Raw genomic sequence first — 25726 nt, 5'->3', positions numbered from 1 at the left:
GGGGCTATAGCTCAGGCGGTTAGAGCGCTTCACTGATAATGAAGAGGTCCCAGGTTCAAGTCCTGGTAGCCCCACCCCTTCCCTCGCGGGGCCTTAGCTCAGCTGGTAGAGCGCCTGCTTTGCAAGCAGGATGTCAGGAGTTCGAATCTCCTAGGCTCCACAACATCGAAGAGCCGGTCCATGAGGACCGGCTCTTCGCTTTTCACTTCGCTAGAGTCTGGTCATGGACATGCGGGTCGCCGCGTACGCCGTCGTCACCGACGCCGACGATCGCGTGCTGCTCGCTCACTGGATCGACGGACGACGCGCCGCGTGGACGCTGCCCGGTGGCGGGCTCGAGGCGGGAGAGGACCCCGTGCAGGCGGTGCGCCGTGAGGTGCGGGAGGAGACCGGGTTCCGGGTCTCGGTGGGTGACTTGCTCGGCATCCATTCGCGGGTCATCCCCGCCGAAGCGCGTCTGGCCGATGATTCGTCCGGCCCGCTGCACACTCTGCGCATCGTGTACCGCGCGCGGATCGTGGGGGGCCGGCTCCGCAACGAGACGGACGGCTCGACCGACCGAGCGGAGTGGTTCACGCTGGGGGCGGCCAGAAGACTGCGCCGGGTGCAGTTGGTCGACATCGCGTTGCGGATGGCGGGCCTGCGGACCTGACGCTTCTCAGGCGCGGTCGGACGTGATGTCGGCGACGACCGCGTCGTACGCGGCGATCAGGTCATCGGCGTCGACGAACAGGCTGTATCCGTGCGCACCGGCGCCCATGGCGATGCGGGAGCCCACGATGCGTTCGTCGGCGTAGACGGGCCACGCGGTGGAGCTACCGATGGGCACGATGGTGCCACGTTCGTAGCCCGTCGCCGCGAGAGCCAACTCCGGATCGGGAAGGCGGAGCTTGTTCACGCCCACCACGGCGCGGAGCTTGGGCCACGAGATCGCGCGATCGCCGGGAACGAGGGCGAAGAGATAGGTGTCGTCGGACCGCTTGACGACGAGCGTCTTGACGACGGACGCCGAGGGGATGCCGAGCAACTCGGCCGCCTCATCGAGGCTGGATGCCGCGGGACGCTCACGGACATCGACAGAGAGGCCGCGCTCACGCGCGGCCTCTCTGACTCTTGTGGTGGGATCGCTCACGCGTCCGGAGCCCGCAGCGGGTCGTCCGCCACCCACAGCTCGTCGTCGGCTCGCAGGGTCTGCCAGGCCGCGTACGCGACGCCGGCGGCGGCCACAACACCCAGGATGATGGCGATGACGCCACCGGCACCGATGCCGTCGTGCTGCGACGGCAGCTTCTTGGCAAGACGCTTCGACGCCTGCTTGCTGTACTTCTCGGCACGCTTGGCGTACTTGTGGGTGTCGAGTTCGAACCCACGTCCTTTCGCGATGCGGTCGCGGGTGTCGCCCGCGGCATCCCACACCGACATCGCTCCGCCGACCACGGCTCCGGCCGCGGGAACGACCTTGTTGCTCAGGAAGCGGTTGCTGTATTTCACGCTCTTGTCGACGTACGGTGCGGCGTACTTGCTGTAGCCGTCCTGTACGGCGGGGACGAGATCTTCGCGGCTGAAGCGACCGAGCTGGTGGCCGGCTTCACGAGCGACCTTCCCGCTCTCGCCCAGCAGCACCTGCTGCGACTCCCACACCTTTGCGGCGTGCTTCTGGAGCTTGCGCAGTTCCTTCTTGCTCTTGCGGCTGAGGCCCACGGCTCATCCTCCCTGTCGATGGGATGTACGTCCGATCATCTTGCCAGACCGGGCCGCTCGGCCCGCCGACCCTTGCAGATAACTCTGAGAGAATGTACCCATGGCCAACCACACCGCCGTCGCGACCCTGCACACCAACCACGGCGACATCGTCGTCAACCTGTTCGGAGATCACGCTCCCCGGACCGTCCGCAACTTCATCGGTCTTTCCGATGGCTCGCAGGAGTGGACGAACCCGGGGACGGGTGCCAAGGGCGACGGTCCCCTGTACAAGGACGTCATCTTCCACCGCATCATCCCCAACTTCATGATCCAGGGCGGCGACCCGCTCGGTCAGGGCGTCGGCGGACCCGGGTACAACTTCAACGACGAGATCAGCCCCGAGCTCGACTTCACGCAGCCCTACAAGCTGGCCATGGCGAACGCTGGCCTCCGCCGCAACGCCATCACCGGTCAGCCCGAGGGCACGAACGGCTCGCAGTTCTTCATCACCACCGATCCGACTCCGTGGCTCCAGGGCAAGCACACCATCTTCGGTGAGGTCGCAGACGACGCCTCGAAGGCCGTCGTCGATGCGATCGCCGCTGTCCCCACCGCCGCCGGCGACCGTCCGATCGAGCCCGTCGTGCTCCAGTCGGTCGACGTCGTCTCGGTCTGACCTCACAGGCGGCGGCGGGTGTCCACCACCGAGGAGTTCCGTCGCAACAGCGACAACTTCTGTTACCGGCATCCTGACCGGCAAAGCTTCGTGCTCTGCCAGCGGTGCATGCGCACGGTCTGTTCGGAGTGCCGTACCCCCGCCGCCGTCGGCGTCATCTGCCCCGAGTGCATGGCGCGGCAGCAGTCCGCTCAGACGCCCGCGCAGAAGAAGGCGGAGCGGCGCTGGGGCTCACGCTCGCGATCGATGACCGTGGTCGCTTCAGGCCGACCGCGTGCGACACTCGCCATCGTCGCCGTGACCGGGCTCGTCTACATCATCGGCCTGATCCCCGGTGTCGGAGGTCTGGTCTCCAACCTCCTCGCCTTCAACAGCATCTTCGTGCTGCCCCAGGCGGGAGTCTTGCAACCGTGGCGGCTGTTCACCGTCGCGGTGGTTCACAGCGGGTTCTTCCACGTCGGCCTCAACATGTTGGCGCTGTGGTTCATCGGGCGAAGTCTCGAGCCGATGCTCGGCCGGGCCCGATTCCTGGTGCTCTACCTGTTGGGCGCGCTCGGCGGCTCGGTGGCCGTGGCGCTGCTCGCACCCGGTGTCTGGACGGTGGGAGCGTCGGGAGCGATCTTCGCGCTGTTCGGGGCGCTGCTCGTCATCGGGCGGCACATCGGTGCCGACATCCGGGTGATCGGGATCCTCATCGGGATCAACTTCGCGTGGCCCTTCGTGCTCGCGGCCATCAACGCCATCGGATCGGGCGACTTCATCGGGTCGCTGACCGCGGTGGGGATCTCCTGGCAGGCCCACCTGGGCGGCCTGATCACCGGCGCGCTGGTCGGACTGATCTATGCCCGCACACGTAGTGCTTCGCGGCGCGGTGCCCAGACCGGGCTGCTCGTGGGGCTCGGCGTCGCGCTCGTCGCACTTCTGGCGATCCCCGCCGTGCTGTTCTGATCTGAGTTATCCACAGGTTCATCCACAGGTGGGGATGAATTACACCGGTGTAAGTCAGCGCCACCGGGTGGTCATGAGGAAGCCCACGAAGGCGATGCCGAAGCCGATGACGAGGTTCCACGCACCGATACCGGGAATCGGGAACGTGGAGTTGCTGAGATAGAAGACCAGCACCCATACGAGGCCGACCAGCATGAGGCCGATCATGATGGGGAGGAACCACACCGGGTTCGGGGCCGAGTTACCGTCGGTGCGTTCTGCGATCGGGTCGTCGCCTTTGCCAGTTCGAGCCATGGGCCACAGTCTAATGCTCAGCGGTCACCGAACCCACGGAACTAGACTCGCCCCGTGCAGACCGACACGCAGCCGCTGACCCGCCGTGATCGGCGCGCGGCGTCGACGCCGCCGCCCGCACCCGCCCCGCGTCGACGCGTCTCGGTCATCGGTGTGATCGGGGATCTGCTCGTTACGGCCGGGGTCCTCGTCCTGCTGTTCGTGGTCTGGCAGCTGTGGATCGGCGACGCGATCATCGGCGCCCAGTTCAAGGACGAGGGCAAACAGCTGAGTCAGCAGTGGGCAACCGACCCCCAGCTCCCGGCGCCGAGCGCCTCGGCCGCGCCCGCCGCCCCCGACCAGCCCGCCGGTCCTCCGACGGCGGAGCCACCCGCGCTCGAGCAGCCGGGTGACGCCGAGCGTTTCGGCGTCGTTCACATCCCGCGGTTCGGTCCCGACTACCTCTTCACCGTCGCGGGCGGTGTGAGCGCGTCGCGCACCCTCGACCCGATCGGCCTCGGTCATTACCCCGATACGGCGATGCCGGGCGAAGTCGGCAACTTCGCCATCGCCGGGCACCGGGGCAGCCACGGTGCCCCCTTCGCCGATCTGCCCTCACTCCGTGTGGGGGATGCGGTCGTGGTCGAGACCGAGGAGGGGTGGTTCACCTACCGTTACCGCAACCTCGAGTACGTGCGTCCCGACGGTGTTGACGTCTTGCTCCCGCTGCCGCAGCAGCCACAGGTACAGGCGACCGACCGCGTCATCACCATGACCACCTGCAGCCCGCGCTACGGCTTCTCGGAGCGCGCGATCGCGTACGGCGTTTTCGAGTCGTTCACGCCCCGTACCGACGCGGGTCCCCCGCTTTCCCTCACCACTGGAGCAGCCTGATGTACGGAGCCCTCTGGCGAGTCCTGCCGGGTCCTTGGTGGATCCGCCTGCTGATCGTCCTCGTGCTGCTCGCCGCGGTGCTGTACGGACTGTTCTTCTACGTCTTCCCCTGGGTGAGCGACATCGTGTATCCCCAGGAGGTCGCGGTCGAGTGACCGCGTTGCGCGTCGCCGTCGTCGACAACCGCGACAGCTTCGTCCACACCCTCGCCGGCTACGTGCGCGACCTGGGCGCCGTGACCGTTCTGACGGCGGCCGACGACCCGGCACTTCCCGGTCGGATCGTGCGCGACGCCGATGCGATCCTCATCTCACCCGGTCCCGGCCACCCGGATGACGCCGGCACCTCGGTCGACGTGGTGCGAGCGGCCTACGCGGAGGGCGTCCCGGTCCTCGGCGTCTGCCTCGGTCACCAGGCGATCGCCACGGCCTTCGGGGCTCGCGTGGGACACGCACCCGAGTTGCTGCACGGGATCACCAGCGTCATCCGCCACGAGGGCGCGGGGGTCTTCCGTGACCTCCCCGACGGGTTCGCGGCGACCCGGTATCACTCGCTCGCCGTCGACCCGGGTACTCTTCCCGCTGAGCTCGAAGTGACCGCGCGCACCGAGGGGGGCGTGGTCATGGGCCTCCGGCACCGCCGGGCGCCGATCGAGGGAGTGCAGTTCCACCCGGAGAGCGTGCTCACCGAGGGGGGCCACCTCTTACTCGGACGTTGGCTCGAGGACGCCGGTCTGCGCGGTGCAGCGGCGCGCGGCCGGGGGCTTCACCCCCGCGGGGTCAGGAGCCCGAGCACACCGTCAGCGTGATCTCGCTGTGGACGGGCACCTCGCCCGGTGCCAGCGACTGCGTGGCGACCGTCGGCGGGGTCGCGGCCCGGCATCCTGGGTCGTCCTGTCGCGCGACCGTCAGCTGCTTCTCTTCGGACTCCAGCTCGCGCTGCGCGGCCTCGAGGGTGTAGCCGGTGTAGTCGACGATCACGACCTGACCACTCGCGATCACGAGGTTGACCGTCGTGCCCTTCGCCACCGCGGAACCGGACTCCAGGTTGGAGGAGATCACCGTTCCCTCGGCGAGGGCGGGATCGTTCTGACGACGGATGGATCCGACCGACAGTCCCGCCGCCTCGAGGGAGGAGCGCGCCTCGTTCTCGTTAATGCCCTCGAGGGTGGGAACGGTGGCGGTGTCGGGACCCGTGGAAACGTAGAGGGTGATCTTCTGTCCCGCGGCCACGTTCGTGCCCGCTTCAGGCACGGTGCTCACCACGTTGCCCGCAGCGATGTCTTCGTCGGATTCGTTCACGCGGGCCGTGGTCAGCTGCTGTCCCGTCAGGGTCTCGGCGGCGCGTTCGTACGACATGTCGACGACGTTCGGCACCGTGAGCGAGGTCGTCGGCACCTCGTCGTTCGGCTGGATCTGCATCACCCAGATGAGCACCGCGACCAGGAGCACCGCGAGCACGCTGACGCCCGCCCAGATCCACGCCACAGGAGGACCCGCCTGCGTGCGCCGCATCGTCGTATCCGTGCTGAGCTGACGCAGGGAGCGCGCGGTTTCGGCCGCCTGCCGGGGGTTCGGCCCGTACAACTCGTTCGAGAGCGCCGACATCTGGCGCTTGGTGGGCACCCTGCCGTCGGCGGTCTCATCGAGTGCTTCGCGGAAGCTCGCCGCATCCTGCGGACGCTGGAACGGGTCCTTCGCGAGGGCGCGGAGCACGATGGCATCCAGAGCCCGCGGAATGGACTCGTCGATCTCGCTGGGAGGGAGGGGGGCCTCGCTGACGTGCTGGTACGCGACGGCGACCGGCGTGTCACCCCGGAACGGCGTGCGTCCGGTGAGCAATTCGTAGAGCACGACGCCCGTGGAGTACAGGTCGGCACGGGCGTCGACCGATTCGCCCTTGGCCTGCTCGGGCGAGAAGTACGCGGCTGTGCCGACGATCGCCGTGGTCTCGGCGACGGTCGACGACGAGTCGGAGACCGCGCGGGCGATGCCGAAGTCCATGACCTTCACGCGGCCGGACTCGGTGATCATGACGTTGCCGGGCTTGATGTCGCGGTGCACGACACCGGCACGATGGGAGTACTCCAACGCTTCCAGGATGCCGTCGACGTAGCGCAACGCGTCGTCGGTCGGAACCTTCCCCTGCCCGATGACGTCTTTCAGTAGGCGCCCGTGTACGAGCTCCATCACGATGTACGGGACGGGGCGCTCGACGCCGTCCACACCCGTCTCGGCGTCTTCGCCCGCATCGAACACGCGCACGATGGTCGGGTGGGCCATGCGCGACGCCGCCTGCGCCTCGAGCCGGAAGCGCGTGCGGAAAGCAGCGTCGCCGGCCAGGTCGGACTTCAGGATCTTGATCGCGACCGTGCGGCCGAGCGTCTGGTCGTACCCGCGGTAGACGCTCGCCATCCCACCGCGACCGATGAGGTCGTCGACACGATAGCGCCCGGAGAGGACGCGCGTCTCAGTGGTCACGAATGGAGCTCCTGGCGTGAATGCGGGTGGGTCAGTTGGTCGTCGCGGTCGGGGACGGCGTGGGCGTGGTGTTGCCGCCCGTGATCGACGCCGATGCCTCGCCCGAGGGCCCCGCCTGGCGGTCGGGACTGCCCGAGCAGCTGACGGTATAGGTGACCCGCAGCGTCTGGCCCGCGGAGTTGCTGACCTTCAGAGCCGCGTTCCGTGCGTCAGGCGGGAAGGACGACGTCGACTGACCGTTGGCGTCGAATGTGCCGTTGGTCGCCGTGAAGTTGTACGAGGTCACCGAACCGGTACCCGACGGGCAGGTGTACTGCTGCCAGGCCACCTGGATGTCGCTGCCCGCCGAGACCGACGCGCTCGGAAGGGTCGGCGTGCCGGGCGTCTCGAGAGGCGTCTGCTCCCCGTAGAAGCGCACCGTGATCGTGGTGCCCGCCTCGACTCCACCGGTGGGGTTCACGTTGTAGATGAGTCCGACATCGCTCGCCTGGGTCGCCGCGTTGCCCACCTGGCAGTCCGCGACGAGGTCGTTCTCCTCCAGGATGGCGCGGGCCTCATCGCACGTCTTGCCCTCGAGCCCGAGAGACGACACCTCGACGCGCTGTGAGGTGGGCGTGGGCGTCGGCGTCGCCGAGGTCTGCGACGGCGTGGGCACCGCCGAGGGAGTGGCGTTCGTGGGAGCGGGCTCGGGCTCGCTCTGGTTGGAGACGACGTTGAAGAGCGTGACACCGAGGACGAGCGCCAGCAGCGCGATCAGGGCGATGAGCGGCCACGTCCACCGTGAGCGCTTCTTCTGCCGGGCGGGGTCTTCTTCGGTGTGCTCCTCGGTCAGCATCGAGGTGGCCGCCGCCGGTGTCGGCATGAGTCGCGTCGCCGCGGCCGTCTGACCGGAGGTCAACAGCTGCGTGGCGTCGTCGGCGACAGCGGCACCCGCGGCGACGGCCGGCACGGCCGCGGCTGCCGCGGTCAGGTCGCCGCGCCGAAGCGCCGTCGCCGCGCGCGACACGGCGGCCGAGGACGCGGGACGGTCATCCGGCTTCTTGGCGATCATGGCCATGACGAGGTTCTGCACCGGCACCGGCACGGTGGGGGGCAGCGGGGCGGGTTGCTCGTTGATCTGCGCCATCGCGATGGCCACTTGGGACTCGCCCGTGAAGGGGCGCTTGCCGGCGAGGCTCTCGTACGCGACGATGCCGAGCGAATACGTGTCGGTGGCGGGCGACGCGGGGTGACCCGAGGCCTGCTCGGGCGAAAGGTACTGCACGGTGCCCATGACCTGGCCGGTGGCCGTCAGCGGTACCTGGTCGGCGATGCGGGCGATGCCGAAGTCGGTGATCTTGACCCGGCCGTCGGGCGTGATCAGCAGGTTTCCCGGCTTGATGTCGCGGTGCACGAGACCGGCGGCGTGGGCGGCCTGGAGGGCCGCGGCCGTCTGGGCGACGATGTCGAGGGTCTTGTCGGTCGACAGGGACCCGTCGCGCTCGATGATCGTGGAGAGCGCCTCACCGGGAACGAGCTCCATGACCAGGAAGGCGCTGCCGTCTTCCTCGCCGTAGTCGAACACGCTCGCGATGCCCTCGTGGTTGACGAGGGCCGCGTGTCGGGCCTCGGCGCGGAAGCGCTCGAGGAACCCGGGGTCACCCATGTACTCGTCTTTGAGGATCTTGATCGCAACCGTACGTCCGATGACGTGGTCGGTCGCTTCCCAGACCTCGCCCATGCCGCCGATCGCGATCCGCGACTCGAGCTCGTACCGCCCGCCGAAGGTCACACCCTGTGTCGGTCTCATGTACCCAGCACCGCCTCCATGACCTTCTTCGCTATCGGGGCGGCGATCTCGTTGCCGCTCCCGCTCTGCCCCTGGCCTCCGCCGTTCTCGACGACCACGGCGACGGCGACCCGGGGGTCTTCCGCCGGCGCGAAGCCGGTGAACCAGAGAGTGTAGGGACGGGAATCGTTCTCCGCGGTGCCGGTCTTACCCGCCACCTGGACCCCGTCTATTCTTGCATTCGAAGCCGCGCCGTCCTGGACGTTCGCCGTCATCATCGACACCATCTGCGCCGCGATGTCGGTATCGAGCGCCCGCCCGAACTCGCTGCTGCTTCCTTCGCTCGCGACCGACAGATCCGGTCGGATCACACGATCGATCATGCGCGGGTTCATCACCACGCCGCCGTTCGCGATGCCCGCCGAAACCATCGCCATCTGCAGCGGTGTCGCGCGCACGTCGCCCTGACCGAATCCGCTGAGGGCGGTCTGGGGGGCGTTCGGCGAGTCGGGATAGGTGGATGCCGTGGACTGCAGCGGCATCGTGAACTGCGTGTTGAAGCCGTACTTCTCGGCCTCGGCGCGAATGGCGTCATCGCCCAGGTCGATCGCCAGTTCGGCGAAGGGGATGTTGCAGCTCAGCCGCAGCGCCGTCGCGATGGTGACCGTGTCGCCCTCGCCGCACGTGCCGCCTCCGGCGTTGCTCACGACGTTGGTCGACTGGGGGAGCGTGTACGCCGCGAGGTTCGGGAAGGTGGAGTCGGGGGTGTACCGACCGGATGCCAGTGCAGCCGAGGCCACGACGAGCTTGAACGTCGAGCCGGGAGGGTTGAGATCTCCCTCGATGGCCCGGTTGTCGAGCGGCTTGGAGGCATCGGCGACGAGCTGGTCGTACGCCGCATTCACGGCATCCGTGTCGTGCGACGCGAGGGTGTTCGTGTCGAAGCTGGGCTTGGAGACCATCGCGAGGATGCGGCCCGTCGCGGGTTCGATCGCCACGACCGCGCCCTGCTGGTCACCGAGTGCGTCCCACGCCGCCTTCTGCACGTTCGCGTCGACCGAGACCTCGACGTTGGCGCCGCGCGGCAGTTGGCCGGTGGCGGCGCGCTCGATGCGTGAGAAGTAGTCCGCGTTGTCGGAGCCGCTGAGCACGCCGTTCTCGGTGGCCTCGATGCGGGTCTTCGAGTCGAGCACCGGGTTCATGTAGCCGGTCACGGGCGCCCACATCGCGGCATCCGTGTATTGGCGCTGCCAGCTGTAGACGTCGTCGGAGGGAACCGAAGAGGCTATGGCGGTGCCGCTGGCGATGATCGAACCGCGCTGGACTTCGTACGAGTCGTAGAGGGCGCGGGTGTTCCCCGCGGTGTTCGTCAGGTTGGCGGCCTGCACCACCTGGATGATGCTCGTCGAGGTGAACAGAGCGAGGAACATCGCGAGCATGACGATGCTGAGGCGGCGGAGCTCTTTGGTCACGGTGCCTCCTTCGTCGTCGGGGCGTGTACGGGCGGGAGAGAGCGTGTCATCAGCCGATCACCACCCGGGGGCGGCTGCGGACCGCATCGGAGATGCGCAACAGGAACGCCACGATGATCCAGTTCGCGATGAGTGAGGATCCACCGGCGGCGAGGAACGGCGTGGTCAGGCCGGTCAGGGGGATCACACGGGTGACACCGCCGACCATGATGAACACCTGCAGCGCGATGGTGAACGAGAAGCCCGTGGCGAGGAGCTTTCCGAAGTCGTCTTGCCCGGCTAGTCCGATCCGGATGCCGCGACTGGTGAACACCATGTACAGCGCCAGGATCGCGAACAGCCCCACGAGCCCGAGCTCCTCGCCGAGGCTGGGCACGATGTAGTCGCTCTGCGATAGCGGCGTGATGTACGGACGTCCCTGACCGAGGCCGGTGCCGAACAGGCCGCCGTGCGAGAGACCGAAGATGCCCTGCACGAGCTGGTAGCTGCCGCCGTCGCGGTCGATGACCTCGGGGTCGAAGGCGCTCAGCCAGTTGGCGAAGCGTCCGTTGACGTAGGGAAGGACACGGGATGCCAGGAAAGCCCCGCTCGCGACCAGCACGAGTCCGATGACCACCCAGCTCGTCTTACCTGTGGCGACGTACAGCATCGCCACGAACATGCCGAAGATGAGCAGGCCCGTGCCGAGGTCGCGCTGGAGCACGATGATGCCGAGCGAGACGAGCCAGATGATCAGCACGGGGCCGAGCTCGCGCGCGCGGGGCCATGTCATGAACAGGAAGCGCGTGCCCGTGGAGGTGAGGCTCTCCCGCGTGCGTACGAGGTAACCGGCGAAGAAGATCGCCAGGCAGATCTTGGCCAGCTCGCCCGGCTGGAACGAGACGAAGCCGAGTGATACCCACACGTCGGCGTTCTGGTCCGTGCCGAGGCCCGGCACGAACGGAAGGAGCAGCAGCAGGATGCCGATGAGACCGGAGAGGTAGGTGTAGCGGAAGAGCACCCGGTAGTTGCGCACGAAGATCAGCACGGCGAGGGCGGCGACCATCGCGATGACGGCCCAGGCGATCTGGCGGTGGCCCGTGGCATCCCATCCGCTGGCCTGATCGGCCAGATCGATGCGGTAGATCATCGCAATGCCGAGACCGGTGAGGACGGTGGCGATGGGCAGCACGAACGGGTCGGCGTCGCGGGCGCGCAGGCGCAGCACGACGTGCGTGACGAGCGCCAGGACCGCGGGGATACCCGCGAGGATGAGGAACCCGGTCTCGATGGCACCCGTCGCCCCGAGCTGCACGAGGGAGACCGCCGCGCCGTAGACGACGATGGCGAAGACGAGCAGCCCGAGTTCGCGGTTGCGCTGCGTGGCGGGCACGCGGATCTTCTTGAGGGCTCGCATGACGGCGGTGTCGGTGGACACGGCATCCGTCGAACGGGTGAGCTTCTGATCTGTCATCCGCTTGCCTCCTGGTCGGGGCGCAGGCGATCGACGATGCTCTGGGCGTCGGCGAGCGAACCGGCCGAGATGGTGGTCTCCACCGTCTGCCGGTCGAACTCCGACAGCTCGTCCAGCGCGACGTCGGTGTCTTCGTAGACCGTCGAGAGCGTGAGGGGGCCGATGGACTGCTGGATGCCGTGGTAGATGACGACCGAATTCTCGTCGGCGCCCACGTAATAGCGCGTCTGGGTCCAGTTGTAGCCGGCGAACAGGCCGAACCCGATGCCGGCCAGCACGATGAGCAGCGCCGCGAGCCAGCCGAACCGCCGCCGGCGCGCGCGACGACGGTCTTCTTCGATCAGCTCCTCGAGGAACTCGGCAGCCGGCTCGAAGTGCGTGGGCTCGTTCGCGACCTGGCGGGCGTGGTGCAACCAGCCGCCGCGTCCGGTGCGCGCGGCCGGGACGACGACACCGCTCGGGTTCGACGCCGAGCCGACGACCGTCGGGGTGCCGATGAAGACGGGGTGCTGACCCCCCACGTCGACCAGCACGACGGTGACGTTGTCGGGAGCGCCGCCGTCGAGCGCCTGCTTCAGCAGCGCGTCGGCCGTGCGCGCCGGCGGCATGCCCAGCGCGAGGGTCTTGGCGGTGTGGTCGTCGTCGACGACGCCCGACAGTCCGTCGGAGCACAGCAGCCAGCGGTCGCCGTCCTGCGTCGGCATGATGAAACTGTCGACCTCGGGGTCGGGGTCCATGTCGCCCAGCACGCGCATGAGCACGGAGCGCCTCGGGTGGTAGCGCGCTTCTTCGGGGGTGATGCGCCCCGAGTCGACCAGGCGCTGCACGAAGGTGTGGTCGGCGGTGATCTGGGTGAGCGTGTCGTCGCGATAGAGATAGATGCGCGAGTCGCCGATGTGGCCGATGACGGCGTAGTCGTCGACCATGACCAGCGCGCTCACGGTGGTGCCCATGCCGGCGAGCTCGGGGCGGCGTCCGACGGTGTCGATCAGCTCGGTCGCGGTCTCGGCCAGGGCGTCGCGGATGGCGTGCTCGGCATCGGTCGGCGAACGGAACGGCTGGTCCAGCTCGGTGAGGCGACCGATGGCCAGGCTCGAGGCCACGTCGCCGCCCGCGTGCCCGCCCATACCGTCGGCGACCACGAAGAGGTTGGACCCGGCGTAACCGGAGTCCTGGTTGTTGGCGCGCACCTTGCCGGTGTGGGAGATGGCGGCGCTCGAGCCCTGGAAGACCATGGAGGTGGCTTACGTCCTCAACTCGAACGTCGTCGCGCCGACCTTGATCGGAGCGCCCACCTTCACCTGCACGGGGGCGGCAACGCGAGCGCCGTCGTGGGAGGTGCCGTTCGTGGAGTCGAGGTCTTGCAGCATCCACTGCTCACCCCAGAGCACGAGGCGGGCGTGGTGGCTGGAGGTGTAGTCGTCGCGGATAACGAGGCCCGATTCGCTCGAGCGTCCGATCGTGAGCGGCTCGGTTCCCAGCGGCAGTTCGAGCCCGGCCTTGGGGCCGCTGGTGATGACGATGCGCGAGACGGTCGAGGTGGTGGCGAGCCCGCCCGCCGGAGCGGGGGCCGGCGCGGAGGGGCGCTTGACCTGGGTGGTCACGGCATCGGGTGAGGCCACGGGGGCCGCGGCCGCCGGAGCCGGGGATGCCACGGGCTCGGGGAGCTTTCGCACCTTGACGCCGAAGAGGTCGGCGCGAAGCGAGTAGACGACACCGAAGACGAAGAACCACAGCAGGATGAGGAAGCCGCCCTGCATGAGAAGAAGAGTCAGTTGACTCATGACTGGGGTCCCCGTTCCCGGACGTCGAAGATGCTCGTGGCGTCGGGCGCCTGCGGGCGCCGCGGCGGTTGCGCCTGCGCGACCACGCGGAACACGATATTGGTGCGGCCGATCGAGATCGTCGAATCGGGCGGCAGGGCGGCCTCGGACACCTTGCGACCGTTGAGGGTCGTGCCGTTGGTCGAGCCGAGGTCGCGGACCATCGCGCGCTCGCCGTCCCAGAGGATCTCGACGTGCTTGCGGCTGGTGCCGGCGTCGGGGATGGTGATGTCGGCATCGCTGCCGCGGCCGATCACCGTGCGAGATCCCGTGAGCGGATGCCGCGTGCCGTCGATATCGACGACACCGCGCCAGGCGATGCGGCCCTCGGTCGTCTGCGAGTCGACGCGCAGCGTCCCTGTGGACAGGGAGGCGTCGCGCTCGATCGAGATGGCGACGGGGCCGGCGAACGAATAGCCCTGAGTCCGCGCGTGTTTCTTGACCAGGGTGTCGAGCTCGGAGACGAGGGTCGAGCCGAGCGCGCTCATCTTCTCGTCATCGGTGGGCGAGAGACGCACCGCGAAGGTGTTGGGGGCCAGGATGCGATCACGCGTGACGACCACGGCCTTCTTGTCGAGCTCGCTGCGCAGCGCGGCGGCGATCTCCACCGGCTGAATGCCGCTGCGGAAGGTCTTCGCGAACGCACCGTTGACGGCGCGTTCGAGACCTTTCTCGAAACTGTCGAGTAGTCCCACGAGACTCCTTCGGGCAGGCAGACCAGTAGGCACATCGTAGTCAGCGCGGCTGGGCAGGTCATGGACGCCGCGTGCGGGGCCGCGTTTCGTGAGGCGGTCGTCGCCGTGATATTCTCGCTAAGTTGGTCGCGTGGCATCCTCGATGCCGCGCATGCGCGAGTGGCGGAATAGGTAGACGCGCTGGCTTCAGGTGCCAGTGCCTTCACGGGCGTGGGGGTTCAAGTCCCCCCTCGCGCACAGACGAGAAAGGCCCCCGGGTTCATCCCGGGGGCCTTTCTCATGCCTGCAGGAGCGGAAAGCCCGCAACCCGTGCGGGGGTGGGCGCACGCCGCCGGAGGCCCCGCGCGCCGAAGAGGAGCGCTCACGGGTTCGTCTCCGGAACGCTCCTCTCATCTCCAGGCACGGCTGCGACCCGGTTCGACACCGAGACGCGGCCCCGGCACACCGGTACGCCACAGCGAGGACTCCCGCTCACGGGCACGTCGACCCGGCAGGCGTCACCGATGAGCGCACGTACGACGCCGAGGGCACACCACGATCTCTTCGGTGACCTCTCGAGCGTCGGCGCGCGTAAGACGCCGAATGCGTGCGGTCAGGCCGCCCCGTAGTGCTGCTGACGCGAGTTCGCTCCCTGCGATGCGTACGCGTCGAGCACAGCGTCACTGATGCGACCACGATCCGACACCTCGAGGTTGTTGGCCCGCGCCCACTCCCTGATCGCACGCCGCTTCATCGTGCGCTGCGACCTCGTCAGATGACGGGCGTTCTCGAAGCCCTCGGTCCTGGCGGCGGCGATGAACGGCGCCAAGGCCTCGCGGAGTTTCTCGGTGTTGCCTCGCGTCAAATCGATGGAGTATTGAACTCCCTCGAGAGCAAATGACACCGGGGTGGAATCCAAGTCCAACTCGGATCCGTCCAAGTCGTCGAGTCGACGAAAAACCTGCTCGAGTGCCACAGCACTCCCCTCCCATTGTGCCCCCACACAAGAGCAATCATAGCGGCCGATCCATCAATTTCCAGGGGACGTTGATCGAGCCGACATCATGTGCATGAATCGACTCCGTGCACTCCGGCGGGCCGGACAGCGGTCGGCGGTGGCGCCTCCCTCTCCACATCTCGCGACTTTCCGCGCCTTCGCGTACGCGTGCACGCGCGACACACAGAATTCGGAGCGACGCGCAACCCACCCCCGAAAATTGCTTCCTGGGAGGAACCTGGACATAACGAGAACCCGCCCTCGAGCGGGCATCGGTTCACACTCGCGAAAGGAACACCAATGGGATTCTTCGGATTTCTCCTCCTCGGCCTCATCGCCGGCGCCATCGCCAAGCTGATCCTCCCCGGTAAGCAGGGCGGCGGCTGGCTCATCACGCTTCTCCTTGGCGTCGTCGGCGCTCTGCTCGGCGGCTTCCTGGGCAGCGTGCTCTTCAACGCGCCCCTGGAGAACTTCTTCTCCATCCAGACCTGGCTCCTGGCCATCGGCGGTTCGATCATCGTCCTGCTGATCTACGGCCTCATCGTGGGACGTCGCGCCGCGCGCTGACCCTGTGAGGAAGGCCCGGGGCGGTGGGACCGCGCCCCGGGCCTTTCGTCGTTCCAGACTGCTCGTCAACCCGGCCCCGTCCGGCATCTCCCCTCCATACCGTGGTCTCATGCCCCGTGACACCCTCTCTGCGCAGACGCTCGCCCGCCGCATCGTTCAGACCGCGTCGGCTGACGTCGAATCCACCGAAGCCGCAGCCCTCGCCGACGCGCCCGATGGGTTGCATCAGCACCGCACCGTCGTCAGAAGGCTGCGAAGCGTCGTCACGGTGCTTCGCCGGATCTCGCCGGCCGCGGAGACCCGAGAGCTGGGCGCGGCCCTGAAGGCGTGGGGCCAGCTGCTCGGCGAAGCGCGTGATGCCGAGGTGCGCGCGGAACGCGCCGAGGACGCCCTGAGGGAAACAGGAGTGGACGATGCCGACGCGCGTCGCCGGCTCGTGGGTGACGAACGCGCGGCGTACCGCCATCTCCACGCCCGTGTCGTCGCGGCGCACGAGACAGAGGCGTCTCGCGCCCGTACCCAGCTCGTGCGCGAAGCGGGGCTGCGCCTCGAACTCGACGACGACGCCAAGGCCAAGAAGGTCTTCCGCCGCCTGCTCCACAGGGAGGCCGACCGTGTCGCACGCGCGGCACGGCGCAGCGACGGGTCGACCGAGCACCTGCACGACGTGCGCAAGGCCGCGCGCCGGCTGCGTTACCTCGCCGAAGCCGTCGATCGCGCTGATCCCGACCTGCTCGGAGGCGACGTCCGACGCGTGGGACGGTCCGCCAAACGGGTGCACAAACTGCTCGGCGAGCACCGGGACGACCTGCTGTTGGCGGAAAGGGCGAACGCCCTCCACCGTCGAGCGTTCACCGCGCAGGAGGACACTCGCCCCTATGACGCGGTCGCCACGCTCGCCGCGGATCGGGCCGAGGCGCATCTGAAGGATGTGCCGAAGGCCCTCACGCAGGTGAAGAAGGCGGCCAGGCGCCTGGGCTGACTCGTTGCGGACGCCGATGCTCCGTCGACCCCGTCTCTCGTTCCTCGTCGTCCTGATCGTCGGCGGGGCGATCGCGTCGATCGCGGTGTGGCCCCAGATGATCGGCATCCACCGCCTGCCGTTCGTCGCGAACGTGCTCTCGCTGCGAGGGGTGCTCGCAGGTGCTCTCGGGGTGCTGGCACTGGTGGTGGGCGGGGTGGCCGTGCGGCAGAAGACGTGGGGTGTCAGCGCCGCCCTCGCGCTCGCGCTCGCCGGAGCCTCTCTGGGAAATGCCGGCGTGCTCACCGTCCGCGGGTGGGGCGCGCCCGCGGTCGAGGGTGATCTCACCGTCGTGGCGTGGAACGCGTACGGGGGCGGGGCCTCACCCGAGAGCGTTGCGCGTCTCGTACGCGACACCGAAGCAGACGTCGTCAGCCTGCCCGAGACCGACGCATTCGCTGCGGCGGAGATCGTCGGCATCCTGGCCCGAGACGGGGTGTCGATGCAACACGACACCGTCGCCGCGGCCCCGGGCGGCGAGACGATCCCGACGTCGATCCTCATCTCGACCGCGCTGGGGGCCTACGCGCGCGATGCGTCGATCGCATCGACGCCCGGGCTGCCCAGCGCTGTCTGGCGGCCCGTCGACGGCCGGGGGCCCACACTCGTGGCCGCCCACCCCATGCCGCCCCTGCCCCGGGTGATGGACCAGTGGGACGCGGGTCTGCGGTGGATCGCTGAGCGATGTGCGGACGCCGAGGTGATCGTCGCGGGCGACATCAACGCCACCGTCGACCACTTCGCCGGCCTCGGAACCGGAGGCGGGATGATCGGTGGATGCCGCGACACCGCGGCCGAGGTCGGCGCGGGCGCCCAGGGAACGTGGCCCGTGCGGCTCCCCGTCGCTTTCGCGGCCCCCATCGACCACGTGCTCGTCGGCGCCGGTTGGCGCGTGGAGTCGTTCACGGTGCGCACCGACTTCGACGGTGCCGGCAGCGATCACCGGCCCATCGTCGCCACGCTCACTCGACGCTGAGCATCGGCGTCACTCCAGGGTCGGGGGCAGGACGTAGACGACGTCGTCGCCGTCGCGTCGGTGCTCGACGAAGCCGATGCGTGCGAGGACGTCGTGAGACGGCTCGTCGCTCGCGGCGACGCACGCGTACAGCGGCCGCTCCGCCTCCCGCGCGGTCAGTAGACGCAGAACTTCGGTGGACGCATCGCCATCGGCGTCGGGAGCGACGGCAAGGAGGATCTCACGGTCGCCGTCGACGTCCATCGCCGCCGCGATGCCGACCACCACGGCATCCTGGACGATGGCGAGGTAGACGACATCGGCGCGCTCCGTCCACGCGTCGAAAGAGGGGCGATCGTCGAACTCGGCACGCGGCCATGCCGATCCGCTTGCGTGGACGGCCGAGAACGCGGCATCGCGGTCGTCGTCGTGAAGATCTCGCAGCTCGATGTGAGGCATGCCGTCACGCTAGTGGCGCCGGATGAACCGACCGCCGCACTTGTGCGGTCAGGCGAAACCATGCAGAGCGAGGAACGTCCAGGTCGCGCCGTTCGCATCGCGCGCGGCGACCTGCGTGTGCAGGTGCTGGAAGAGCGTCGCGCGCGTTTCGTCGGAGATGCTCTCCCAGCCGTCGAGATTGCGTCGCAGGACGAGGTCGGTCTGCTCCAACGCCCGCGAGAAGACGAAGTTGCGTGATGCGGATGCCATATGGGCGTAGAACGTCAGGATGGCGTCGACGTACGAACGCGACGTCTCGGCGTCGCGCATGCGATCGACGAGGCCGACGGCGAGATCGATCTCGTCGTCGGTGCATCTCGCCAGGGCCACGCGGATGGCGCCTGCGATGGTATGGGCGGCGTATTCGCGCATGTCGACACGGGCTCTGTCGGTGACTTCGGACACCCGCGTGTAACGGTTGGCCGCGATCTCGACGAGGCCGATGCGCTCGAGCTTCTGCAGGGCCTCACGCACCGGTGTGCGGGAGATGCCCATCAACTGCGCCAACTCGACGTCGCGCAGTCGGTCACCGGGTCGCAGACGGCCGTCGACGATGGCCCCGCCGAGGGCACGATACGCCTCGTCGACGAGGGCCGAAGCGCGGCGGCGATCATCCATCAGGCGGAGTTTACGGCTTCCAGATATCACAGAACATCGACATAAGTTACTGTTTCTCTCTTTTCGTGTCGCGCGCACGCCTCTACGCCGGTATTGTCATCACGTCACGCCTCGCGTGGCATATCCGGGGGGATCCGTCGACGCCCGGGCTTTGAGCCTTGCTCAGCCCGGGCGTCGTATGGGCTCGGGGTGCGCGAGGCCGTGTTCCGTCTCACGCAACGTTTGTGTCACGGTGCCGTGCGCGCGGGGAATCCGCCCGTTACCGTGGGGGCACAGTCCGGCGCGCTCGGTGTCGGCTCGAGCGGGAAACGGCATCAGGATGAGCACGCAGGGCACGGTCAAGTGGTTCAACTCGGAGAAGGGCTTCGGCTTCATCGCCCCGGATGACGGCGGGCAGGATGTGTTCGCCCATTACAGCGCCATCCAGTCGGGCGGTTATCGCTCGCTCGAAGAGAACCAGCGCGTCGAGTTCGAGGTCGCCCAGGGCCCGAAGGGCCTGCAGGCGGAGGACATCCGTCCGCTCTGACTTCTTCCGAGTCCGAATCGGATGCGCCCCGGCCGATGACTGCGTCGTCCGGGGCGTTTCAGTTGTCGGACCGAACGAGATCCACCCCGGCCGCCGCGAACTGCCGGATCGTCGCGTGCGGGAGGAACGCCCGTGTGAGGGCGGCGCCGATGCGCGTGAGATCCGCCTCGTCGCGGTAGAGCAGGTACATGGTCTCGTAGCGCGGGTGGAATTTCTGCTTGAAGCGGTGCAGCGAGGCGAAGCCGTATACGGGTTCGAGTGCATCGGCCATACGCTTCTGCAGGTTGGCGATGACACCGGCATCCGCGGGGTACTCGTGCGCGAGCGGTGCCCCCGACAGTGACATCACCTCGGCACCCTCGGCGGAGAACTGCCGGGCGGAAGCACCGATCAGGAACTCCATGACAGGGCCGAAGCCGCCGTCACGGCGCCGCATGAGGTCGAGCGTCCATCCGCGGATTTCACCGTCGCCGTAGATGGGCAGCCACGAGAGGAATCCGTCGACGTCGCCGGCGGGCGACACCGCGAGGGCGATCCGGACCTCGGGGTCGGATGCCTCGTGCAACGTGCCGAGCGTGAAGCCCATCTCGGGAAGGCCCTTGTCGCCGACCCAGCTCTCGGAGATCGCGCGCAGCTGCTGGCGGACACCCCAGCTCTCGTCGCGCAGTCGCGAGAGGCGGAACGTCATGCCCTCGCGCTCAGCCCGATTCAGTGAGGTGCGCACAGCCCCCCACGCCTTGCCCGTGAACTGCAGACCCGGGAGGTCGACCACCGTGTCGTCGGCCACGACGATGTTGCGCCAACCGCTCGGCACGGCGGCGAGCGTCGCCGCCCCGGCGCTGAAGAAGCACGGGGTCAGGCCCGCCGCCTCGGCGCGGTCGATGAAGGCCCGCACCGTGTCGGCTCGCACGTCGGAAGGACCGAGCGGGTCGCCGAGAGCCAACGCGACGCGGGAGCGTCGCTGGTACGCCACGATCCCGCGGCCGAAGCGGGCGTACGACATGCCGTCCCACGTGGTCATCCACGACAGGGTTCCCCCGCCGGTTGTGCGCAGCTCCTTCTCGACATCGTCGGCGGTCGGCGCCGGCGCGTCGCCGAGAGCAGCGCGCGGACGCGCGCGGAACGCCGCCCGAACGAGTACGAAGTAGACCGACGCCACGATCCACAGGGCCGACGAGGCCAGGACGCTGGTGACATCGGCATCCACATCGGCCTCGATGCCGCTCATTCCGGACAGAAGCAGGATGCCGACGGCGAGCACGACCAGGACGAGGTTCAGGGCGCAGTAGACCATCACGACGACCCACGCCCACCGTCGGCCGCGTCGCAGCGCCGTAGCCACGAGGAGGACGATCACGGTGTTCACCGCGACGTCGATCCACGACCCTGAGGCCGCCGCGGAGGTGCCGAACGGGCCGGTCATGGGTGCGACGTAGCCGAGGATCTCGATGGCACCGAGCGCGCACAGCACGACGAAGGCGACCAGGCGCTGTTCCCGCACGCTCACGCGCTGCGGGCGCAGCGACCGGTCGACCGCGAGGACCAGCAGCACGGCGAGGACGTGCTCGAGGTCGGGCAGCGAGCCGTAATAGAAGAACGACACGAGCAGCACGGCGAGGAAGACCGTCCACGCGCGCAGACGCCACGGAGAGGGCAGCAGCGCGAGCGCGGCGGCGAGGCACGCGAACAGGCCGCCCGACGGACCGACGTCGAGGGCGCCGGCCTCCTGCTGAGCCCACGACCACGGCAGGAGCGCGGCGCCCCACAGGAACACCGAGGCCGCGAGGACGGAGAACAGCTGGCCGCCCGCGAAGATGATGGCCGCGGCGCGGGAGCCTCGGCGCGCCTCGAGAAACCCCATCGCCGCGAGAATCGGGATGCCGGCCGCGTAGACCCAGGGGGCGTCGACGAAGAAGGTGCCGGTGATCGGCGTCCACCACCGACCGGCCGCGAGGGCGGGGAGTCCGTAGGCGACCGCGGAGAACAGGTCGGAGTCGACGAAGGGCCGCCACAGGCCGCCGGAGAACACTCCCGCCAGCAGCAGGATGCCGGCGAGCGTCAACGTGACCGGAACGCGCCTCGCCACCGAGAGCGAGCGAGCGACAAGGGTCTTCTGCGCCATGCCGCTCACCATAGGGCACGCGTAGGTCGTGCCGTGAGGCGACGAAGCGGGCGGCGCGGTCGACGGGTGCCGACGTGTGTGGATCAGGCGGCGCGGGGCGCACCGGGCGGCGCGGGTCAGCGCAGGGCGGACCAGGCGGCGCGGGCGGCGGTGAGCGCCTGCGTGGCGTCGGTGGCGGCGCGGGCCTCGGCGAGGTGGCGTCGCGCGCGCTCCACGCGCAGGCGCCGGGTGATGCGGTCGACCTCGGGTGCGGCATCTCCCCGCGCCTCGATGCGTGCCTCGACGCGCTTCTCGTCAGCTGTCGCGCTGGCGGTCTCGGCGGCGGCGAGGGCCGCGCGGGCGCAGGCCAGGGTGCCCGGGAGCGCCGTGCGGGCGGCCTCGACACGTCGGCGCATGCTGACGGCATCGCCGAGGATCGCGTCGCGCTCTTCTCGTACGCGGGCGACGGTGGCGACGGCTTCGCGCGGGCGTCGCGACGCGGCGGCGGCGGCGTCGTTCAGCTCGTCAGCCGCCGCGCGCAGGCGATCGGCCGCTCCCGGCGGGCACGCTTCGGGGCGGGAGGTGGCCACATGGATCGCCTCATCGATCTCGGCGCGGGCGGCGGCCACCTCGGCCTCGGCGTTTCCGGCGGCCTGGAGGGCCACGCGGTGGCCGTCTTCGACCTCGCGCAGATGGCGTGCGGCGCGGCGCAGCTCCGCCGTGGCGCGGACGACGTGGTCGCCGTCGGCGTCGGTCTCGGCGCGTCCGAGGGCGTCGTCGGCATCGGCGAGAGCGCGTCTCGCCCGACTCGCCGCCACCGCGGCCTCGGACCAGTCGGCGTCGTCGAAGCGTGCGCGCAGAGCGTCGACCAGCGGCTCGGGGTCACCCGACATCGCGACCAGATCGTCGCGGCGATGACGCGCGGCCGCGAGCAGACCGGCGGGTGAGCGGTGCTCGCGCTGCCAGTCCGCGAGGCGGGCGCGCACCGCGGAGACCTGCTCGCGCTGCGCATCGAGCCCCTCGCGCAGCCGTCGGGCCTGATCGCGTCGGCGGGCGGCCACGCCGGTGTAGTCTTCGAGCACCAACAGGTCGCCGAAGCCCCGGTCACGGGCGCGATGCGCCGTGGTGCGGGCGCGACGCAGCTCGGTGGGCACGTCGTCGGCATCGAGTGCGTCGGCGGCCTCGAAGGCGAGGTCGAGATCGTCGACGTCGTCATCGAGTGCGAGCAGGGCGGATGCGGCGCCGGACACCGCCCGGCCGGCGGCCGCTCGCGCGCGGGAAGACCGGCGGTGCACGCGGACGGCGATGACGACGATCGCCACCACGAGGGCGGCGGCGACGAGGGCGATCGCCGCCGGCACCGCCCACGCGAGATCAGGCATCGGCGTCCGGCATGTCGCCCACGAGGAGCAGCGCCCGCAGCTGATCGACGTCGTCGACCGCGGCCTGCGCACCCTCGGCCTCGTGGGGCCAGCTGAAGCCCCACCGCACGAAGATGACCGGCACGCCGGCATCCAGACCGCCCTCGACGTCGTGGTGCCGATCGCCGATCAGCACGGGTCGCGAGGTGTCGGCGCCGCCGGCTTCAAGGCGGCGCAGCGCTTCGCGCACGATGTCGGACTTGGCGCTGAGAGTGCGTTCGTCGAGCGTCGCCCCGACCATCGCCTCGAGGTCGGGGGCCAGGCCGAAGTGGTCCATCAGCGCGACGACCTGCACCTCGGGTTTCGAGCTCGCCGTCGACTGGGGGACCCCCACCGCGTGCAGGTCGTGCACCAGCTCGCCGACACCGGGGTACAGCCGTGCGCTGACCGTGTAGCCCTCGCTCTTGTTCAAGCCGCGGTAGAAGGCGACGGCCTCGACGGCCTGCTCGGCACTCATGCCGACGTTCACCTGGAACGACTCGTACATGGGCGGGCCGATCCAGTGCGAAAGTTCGCCGCGCGTCGGCGGCTTGTACCCGAAGTGGTCGAGCGTGATCGTCAGACGGCGGAGGATCCCCTCGGATGCGTCGACCAGGGTTCCGTCGACGTCCCACAGGACGCACGAGAAAGGAGAGCGTTCGGGCATGCGTCCACGCTACCGGCGCGGCATCCCGATGGGCTGTCGGATGCCGCTCCGGGGGTCGAGACGTGAACGATCCTCGAAGACCTATTGGCGCGGGGGGTGATCGGGGAACCGGTCGCCCACGTCAACGAGCACACTCACGATCACGCCCACCACGAGGCCTACCGCTCCGCACACGACGGCCCAGCCGGCACACCACGCGAGCAGGGACTGTAGGAGGAACGTTGGATTGTCCGCGTGCATCGCGAGAGCGGAGGGGAACCACCCGATCAGCACGAAGAGAGCACCGAGCAACGCGCCGCACACTAAGCCGATCGTCCCGCACGTCTCGAGTCGACGGATGAGCGGGAGCGCACGTCGGGTCATGGCGGCCACGGGCGCAGGAGAGGACGAGTGAGGGTCTACAGCCCGAGCTGCCTCTTCAGCTCCGCCGTCTGCTGAGCAGTGAGGCAGCCTTTCGGCAACGCCCGCGTCGCGTTGACGCTGAATGAGCGCGTCTTCCCGCCGTACGTGATCTTCGCGAAGCCGGGTCGCGATTCGAGGACGCAGATCGTCGGAGCGGGCGGCGTAGGCGGCTCGGTGTACGTGTCGGCGGGCCTGCCCCAGTTCCACTGGTTGGTGCCGTTCGAGAACTTGTAATTCGCCGACGCCGTCGCCACGAGCTCGCCCTGGGCGTTGATCGACCAGCTCATGAGGGTGCTCGCCGGGGCACCCTCCACCTTGTCGGCATCCCAATGGGCATCACCCTTCACGGCGGGGTCGTCGACGACCCAGTCCTGACTGACGACGGGGGTGTCGAGCGTCATGCGCGGATAGCCGGGGAGGCACCCGTCGGGGAAGGGATAGACGCGCTCACCGACGACTCGCCACGCGACGGATCCGTCGGCGCCTCGATCTCCGACGTCGCCCGCCACCGTGACCTTGATCTGTTGAGCCCGCGACAACGTCACGGAGGTCGAGAACTTCCCCCTCGCATCGGTGTGGCCGTGCGTCTCGACCGCCGCGTCGGTTCCGCCGACGATCTGCTCCGCGACCTTCACATCGACACCACCGGCGACATCCGTGGGCTCGTGCGCAACTCCGACGCGGACCTCCGCGCCGCCCCCGGACGTGCAGAAAGGCTCGCCCCACACCGCGGAGAGAACCGGGGCCGTAGAGCGAGCGGCAGGCTGGTCCGCGGCGAGAGCCGGGGACGCGGCGACGAGCGCGAGCGCCGTGGTCATCGCAGCGACCGTCGTCACGATCCGGACTCGAGCGGAGAGCGGCCGTCGGGCGCTTCTGGCGTACATTTCGTCCTTTGAGAATCAGGGCGGAAAGCCCGACCGGCGAATGGGTGGGCGGGAAGGAGATGGCAGCGCGTGCAGTCCCCGCTGCCCGGACAGTAGCAGTCGAGCGTTCCGGTTCGCGCCGATCCCCGGAACGCGCTCCGCGCGCGGACCTCGCGGCGTGCCCGGTTCTGACGGTGGGCCGCTGCATCCACGTATGGCGGCTGCGGGCGATCAGCGCCGCGGCATCCTTGGTCTCGGATGCGCTCAGAACAGGCGGGGGGCGCCCGACTGCACGCCCTTCATCTCGTCGTAGTCGAGGGTCAGGCACCGGATGCCGCGGTCGGTGGCGAGCACGCGCGCCTGCGGCTTGATCTCCTGTGCGGCGTAGACGCCCGTGACGGGGGCGAGCAGGGGGTCGCGGTTGAGCAGCTCGAGGTAGCGGGTGAGTTGCTCGACGCCGTCGATGTCTCCGCGGCGCTTCACCTCGATCGCGACCGTGCCGCGACCGTCGTCGTTGCGCAGCAGCAGATCGACGGGGCCGATGGCGGTGGGGTATTCGCGGCGCACGAGCGTGAGGTTCTCGCCGACGACCGACACCTGCTCGGCCAGCAGACGCTGCAGATCGGCCTCGACGCCGTCTTTGATCAAGCCGGGGTCGACCCCCAGGTCGTGGGCGGTGTCGTGCACGATCTCGTGGATGCGCACCAGCAGGGCATCGCCGGTCTTCGCGTGCGTCACACGCCAGCGCTCGATCACCCCGTCTTCGACGTCGACCTCGTCGGGCTGCTCGAGCGTGAGGGAGCAGGGCGGGCTCATCCAGTTGAGCGGCTTGTACGAGCCGCCGTCGGAGTGCACGAGCAGACTGCCGTCGCCCTTGTGGACGAGCAGTCGGGTGGCGAGGGGGAGATGCGCGTTGAGGCGGCCGGTGTAATCGACGGAGCAACGGGCGATGACGAGACGCACCCGT

28 protein-coding genes and 3 tRNA genes are annotated in these 25726 nt (G+C 69.0%); 13 read left to right on the top strand and 18 right to left on the bottom strand.

The window, feature by feature from the left end:
* The 3 genes from FHS07_RS06150 (at window position 1) to FHS07_RS06140 (ending at window position 652) form a co-directional block, all read left to right on the top strand.
* Window positions 1-74, top strand: a tRNA-Ile gene (locus FHS07_RS06150).
* 13 nt (window positions 75-87) lie between these two features.
* Window positions 88-160 (top strand) — tRNA-Ala (locus FHS07_RS06145).
* 63 nt (window positions 161-223) lie between these two features.
* The gene (locus FHS07_RS06140) at window positions 224-652 is read left to right on the top strand and encodes an NUDIX hydrolase (protein WP_183418950.1); all 429 of its coding nucleotides are present in this window, start codon (window positions 224-226) and stop codon (window positions 650-652) included.
* A 6-nt stretch (window positions 653-658) separates the two neighbouring features.
* On the opposite strand, the gene FHS07_RS06135 is transcribed toward FHS07_RS06140, so the two are convergent.
* Both FHS07_RS06135 and FHS07_RS06130 read right to left on the bottom strand, forming a co-directional pair.
* On the bottom strand, window positions 659-1132 hold the full coding sequence (locus FHS07_RS06135) for a YbaK/EbsC family protein (protein WP_183418949.1): 474 nt from the start codon (window positions 1130-1132) through the stop codon (window positions 659-661).
* Window positions 1129-1701, bottom strand: a complete 573-nt coding sequence (locus tag FHS07_RS06130) for a DNA helicase (protein ID WP_183418948.1) — start codon at window positions 1699-1701, stop codon at window positions 1129-1131. Before FHS07_RS06130 ends, FHS07_RS06135 begins: the two co-directional genes overlap by 4 nt.
* 100 nt (window positions 1702-1801) lie before the next feature.
* Between FHS07_RS06130 and FHS07_RS06125 the strand changes: the two genes are divergently transcribed.
* Window positions 1802-2359 (top strand): peptidylprolyl isomerase, encoded by a 558-nt coding sequence (locus tag FHS07_RS06125; protein WP_183418947.1) that lies wholly within the window; start codon window positions 1802-1804, stop codon window positions 2357-2359.
* A gap of 18 nt (window positions 2360-2377) precedes the next feature.
* On the top strand, window positions 2378-3307 hold the full coding sequence (locus FHS07_RS06120; RefSeq protein ID WP_343054619.1) for a rhomboid family intramembrane serine protease: 930 nt from the start codon (window positions 2378-2380) through the stop codon (window positions 3305-3307).
* Between the two features lie 54 nt (window positions 3308-3361).
* Here FHS07_RS06120 and FHS07_RS06115 read toward each other — a convergent pair whose 3' ends face one another.
* Entirely contained in the window at window positions 3362-3601 is a 240-nt protein-coding gene (locus tag FHS07_RS06115) for a cell division protein CrgA (RefSeq protein WP_055952750.1), read from the bottom strand.
* A gap of 54 nt (window positions 3602-3655) precedes the next feature.
* On the opposite strand from FHS07_RS06115, the gene FHS07_RS06110 reads away from it, so the two are divergent.
* The 3 genes from FHS07_RS06110 to FHS07_RS06100 are packed head-to-tail and all read left to right on the top strand — an operon-like array spanning window position 3656 to window position 5282.
* Window positions 3656-4474 carry a class E sortase gene (locus FHS07_RS06110; RefSeq protein ID WP_183418946.1) on the top strand — a complete coding sequence of 273 codons (819 nt, stop codon included), beginning with the start codon at window positions 3656-3658 and terminating at the stop codon, window positions 4472-4474.
* Entirely contained in the window at window positions 4474-4629 is a 156-nt protein-coding gene (locus FHS07_RS06105) for a hypothetical protein (protein ID WP_183418945.1), read from the top strand. Before FHS07_RS06110 ends, FHS07_RS06105 begins: the two co-directional genes overlap by 1 nt.
* On the top strand, window positions 4626-5282 hold the full coding sequence (locus tag FHS07_RS06100) for a glutamine amidotransferase-related protein (RefSeq protein ID WP_183418944.1): 657 nt from the start codon (window positions 4626-4628) through the stop codon (window positions 5280-5282). The genes FHS07_RS06105 and FHS07_RS06100 overlap by 4 nt, the downstream gene beginning before the upstream one ends.
* Here the strand turns inward: FHS07_RS06100 and pknB are convergent.
* The 7 genes from pknB to FHS07_RS06065 are packed head-to-tail and all read right to left on the bottom strand — an operon-like array spanning window position 5254 to window position 14165.
* The gene (gene pknB, locus FHS07_RS06095; protein WP_183418943.1) at window positions 5254-6954 is read right to left on the bottom strand and encodes a Stk1 family PASTA domain-containing Ser/Thr kinase; all 1701 of its coding nucleotides are present in this window, start codon (window positions 6952-6954) and stop codon (window positions 5254-5256) included. The two genes, FHS07_RS06100 and pknB, sit on opposite strands and share 29 nt — an antisense overlap.
* Window positions 6955-6985: 31 nt before the next feature.
* Entirely contained in the window at window positions 6986-8743 is a 1758-nt protein-coding gene (locus tag FHS07_RS06090; RefSeq protein WP_183418942.1) for a protein kinase domain-containing protein, read from the bottom strand.
* Window positions 8740-10194, bottom strand: a complete 1455-nt coding sequence (locus FHS07_RS06085) for a penicillin-binding transpeptidase domain-containing protein (RefSeq protein WP_183418941.1) — start codon at window positions 10192-10194, stop codon at window positions 8740-8742. Before FHS07_RS06085 ends, FHS07_RS06090 begins: the two co-directional genes overlap by 4 nt.
* A gap of 49 nt (window positions 10195-10243) precedes the next feature.
* Window positions 10244-11647 carry an FtsW/RodA/SpoVE family cell cycle protein gene (locus FHS07_RS06080; protein ID WP_183418940.1) on the bottom strand — a complete coding sequence of 468 codons (1404 nt, stop codon included), beginning with the start codon at window positions 11645-11647 and terminating at the stop codon, window positions 10244-10246.
* Window positions 11644-12882 (bottom strand): PP2C family protein-serine/threonine phosphatase, encoded by a 1239-nt coding sequence (locus FHS07_RS06075; RefSeq protein WP_183418939.1) that lies wholly within the window; start codon window positions 12880-12882, stop codon window positions 11644-11646. Before FHS07_RS06075 ends, FHS07_RS06080 begins: the two co-directional genes overlap by 4 nt.
* Window positions 12883-12891: 9 nt before the next feature.
* Complete coding sequence (locus FHS07_RS06070; protein WP_183418938.1) at window positions 12892-13431, bottom strand: FHA domain-containing protein FhaB/FipA; 540 nt, start codon at window positions 13429-13431, stop codon at window positions 12892-12894.
* Complete coding sequence (locus FHS07_RS06065) at window positions 13428-14165, bottom strand: FhaA domain-containing protein (protein WP_183418937.1); 738 nt, start codon at window positions 14163-14165, stop codon at window positions 13428-13430. Before FHS07_RS06065 ends, FHS07_RS06070 begins: the two co-directional genes overlap by 4 nt.
* Window positions 14166-14318: 153 nt before the next feature.
* Between FHS07_RS06065 and FHS07_RS06060 the strand changes: the two genes are divergently transcribed.
* Window positions 14319-14402: transfer RNA gene (locus FHS07_RS06060), tRNA-Leu, on the top strand.
* Between the two features lie 355 nt (window positions 14403-14757).
* On the opposite strand, the gene FHS07_RS06055 is transcribed toward FHS07_RS06060, so the two are convergent.
* Window positions 14758-15120: an Lsr2 dimerization domain-containing protein gene (locus FHS07_RS06055; RefSeq protein WP_183418936.1), complete on the bottom strand. Its 363-nt coding sequence runs from the start codon at window positions 15118-15120 to the stop codon at window positions 14758-14760.
* A gap of 321 nt (window positions 15121-15441) precedes the next feature.
* Here FHS07_RS06055 and FHS07_RS06050 point away from each other — a divergent pair, with 321 nt between their 5' ends.
* The 3 genes from FHS07_RS06050 (at window position 15442) to FHS07_RS06040 (ending at window position 17705) form a co-directional block, all read left to right on the top strand.
* Complete coding sequence (locus FHS07_RS06050; RefSeq protein ID WP_183418935.1) at window positions 15442-15708, top strand: GlsB/YeaQ/YmgE family stress response membrane protein; 267 nt, start codon at window positions 15442-15444, stop codon at window positions 15706-15708.
* Window positions 15709-15817: 109 nt separating this feature from the next.
* Window positions 15818-16690, top strand: a complete 873-nt coding sequence (locus tag FHS07_RS06045) for a CHAD domain-containing protein (RefSeq protein ID WP_183418934.1) — start codon at window positions 15818-15820, stop codon at window positions 16688-16690.
* A gap of 16 nt (window positions 16691-16706) precedes the next feature.
* On the top strand, window positions 16707-17705 hold the full coding sequence (locus FHS07_RS06040) for an endonuclease/exonuclease/phosphatase family protein (protein ID WP_183418933.1): 999 nt from the start codon (window positions 16707-16709) through the stop codon (window positions 17703-17705).
* Window positions 17706-17714: 9 nt separating this feature from the next.
* Here FHS07_RS06040 and FHS07_RS06035 read toward each other — a convergent pair whose 3' ends face one another.
* Both FHS07_RS06035 and FHS07_RS06030 read right to left on the bottom strand, forming a co-directional pair.
* Window positions 17715-18143 (bottom strand): GNAT family N-acetyltransferase, encoded by a 429-nt coding sequence (locus FHS07_RS06035; RefSeq protein WP_183418932.1) that lies wholly within the window; start codon window positions 18141-18143, stop codon window positions 17715-17717.
* Between the two features lie 48 nt (window positions 18144-18191).
* Window positions 18192-18800: a GntR family transcriptional regulator gene (locus tag FHS07_RS06030; protein WP_183418931.1), complete on the bottom strand. Its 609-nt coding sequence runs from the start codon at window positions 18798-18800 to the stop codon at window positions 18192-18194.
* A gap of 319 nt (window positions 18801-19119) precedes the next feature.
* On the opposite strand from FHS07_RS06030, the gene FHS07_RS06025 reads away from it, so the two are divergent.
* The gene (locus FHS07_RS06025) at window positions 19120-19326 is read left to right on the top strand and encodes a cold-shock protein (protein ID WP_055952808.1); all 207 of its coding nucleotides are present in this window, start codon (window positions 19120-19122) and stop codon (window positions 19324-19326) included.
* Between the two features lie 58 nt (window positions 19327-19384).
* Here the strand turns inward: FHS07_RS06025 and FHS07_RS06020 are convergent, their stop codons facing one another.
* The 5 genes from FHS07_RS06020 to nucS all read right to left on the bottom strand — a co-directional run bounded on the left by FHS07_RS06020 (window position 19385) and on the right by nucS (window position 25722).
* On the bottom strand, window positions 19385-21448 hold the full coding sequence (locus FHS07_RS06020) for a bifunctional lysylphosphatidylglycerol flippase/synthetase MprF (RefSeq protein WP_183418930.1): 2064 nt from the start codon (window positions 21446-21448) through the stop codon (window positions 19385-19387).
* A gap of 116 nt (window positions 21449-21564) precedes the next feature.
* A complete protein-coding gene (locus FHS07_RS06015) occupies window positions 21565-22809 on the bottom strand; it encodes a hypothetical protein (protein WP_183418929.1) in 1245 nt (414 codons plus the stop codon).
* Complete coding sequence (locus FHS07_RS06010; RefSeq protein WP_183418928.1) at window positions 22802-23494, bottom strand: HAD hydrolase-like protein; 693 nt, start codon at window positions 23492-23494, stop codon at window positions 22802-22804. The genes FHS07_RS06015 and FHS07_RS06010 overlap by 8 nt, the downstream gene beginning before the upstream one ends.
* A gap of 398 nt (window positions 23495-23892) precedes the next feature.
* Complete coding sequence (locus tag FHS07_RS06005; RefSeq protein WP_183418927.1) at window positions 23893-24732, bottom strand: hypothetical protein; 840 nt, start codon at window positions 24730-24732, stop codon at window positions 23893-23895.
* Between the two features lie 291 nt (window positions 24733-25023).
* Complete coding sequence (nucS, locus tag FHS07_RS06000; protein ID WP_055952826.1) at window positions 25024-25722, bottom strand: endonuclease NucS; 699 nt, start codon at window positions 25720-25722, stop codon at window positions 25024-25026.
* Between the last annotated feature and the right edge of the window lie 4 nt (window positions 25723-25726).

Origin of the sequence: Microbacterium proteolyticum (assembly GCF_014192415.1) — a bacterium.
Taxonomy (GTDB): Bacteria; Actinomycetota; Actinomycetes; order Actinomycetales; family Microbacteriaceae; genus Microbacterium; species Microbacterium proteolyticum.
The sequence above is the reverse complement of the archived record's forward strand: the minus strand, read 5'-3'. Positions and strand labels throughout refer to the sequence as shown.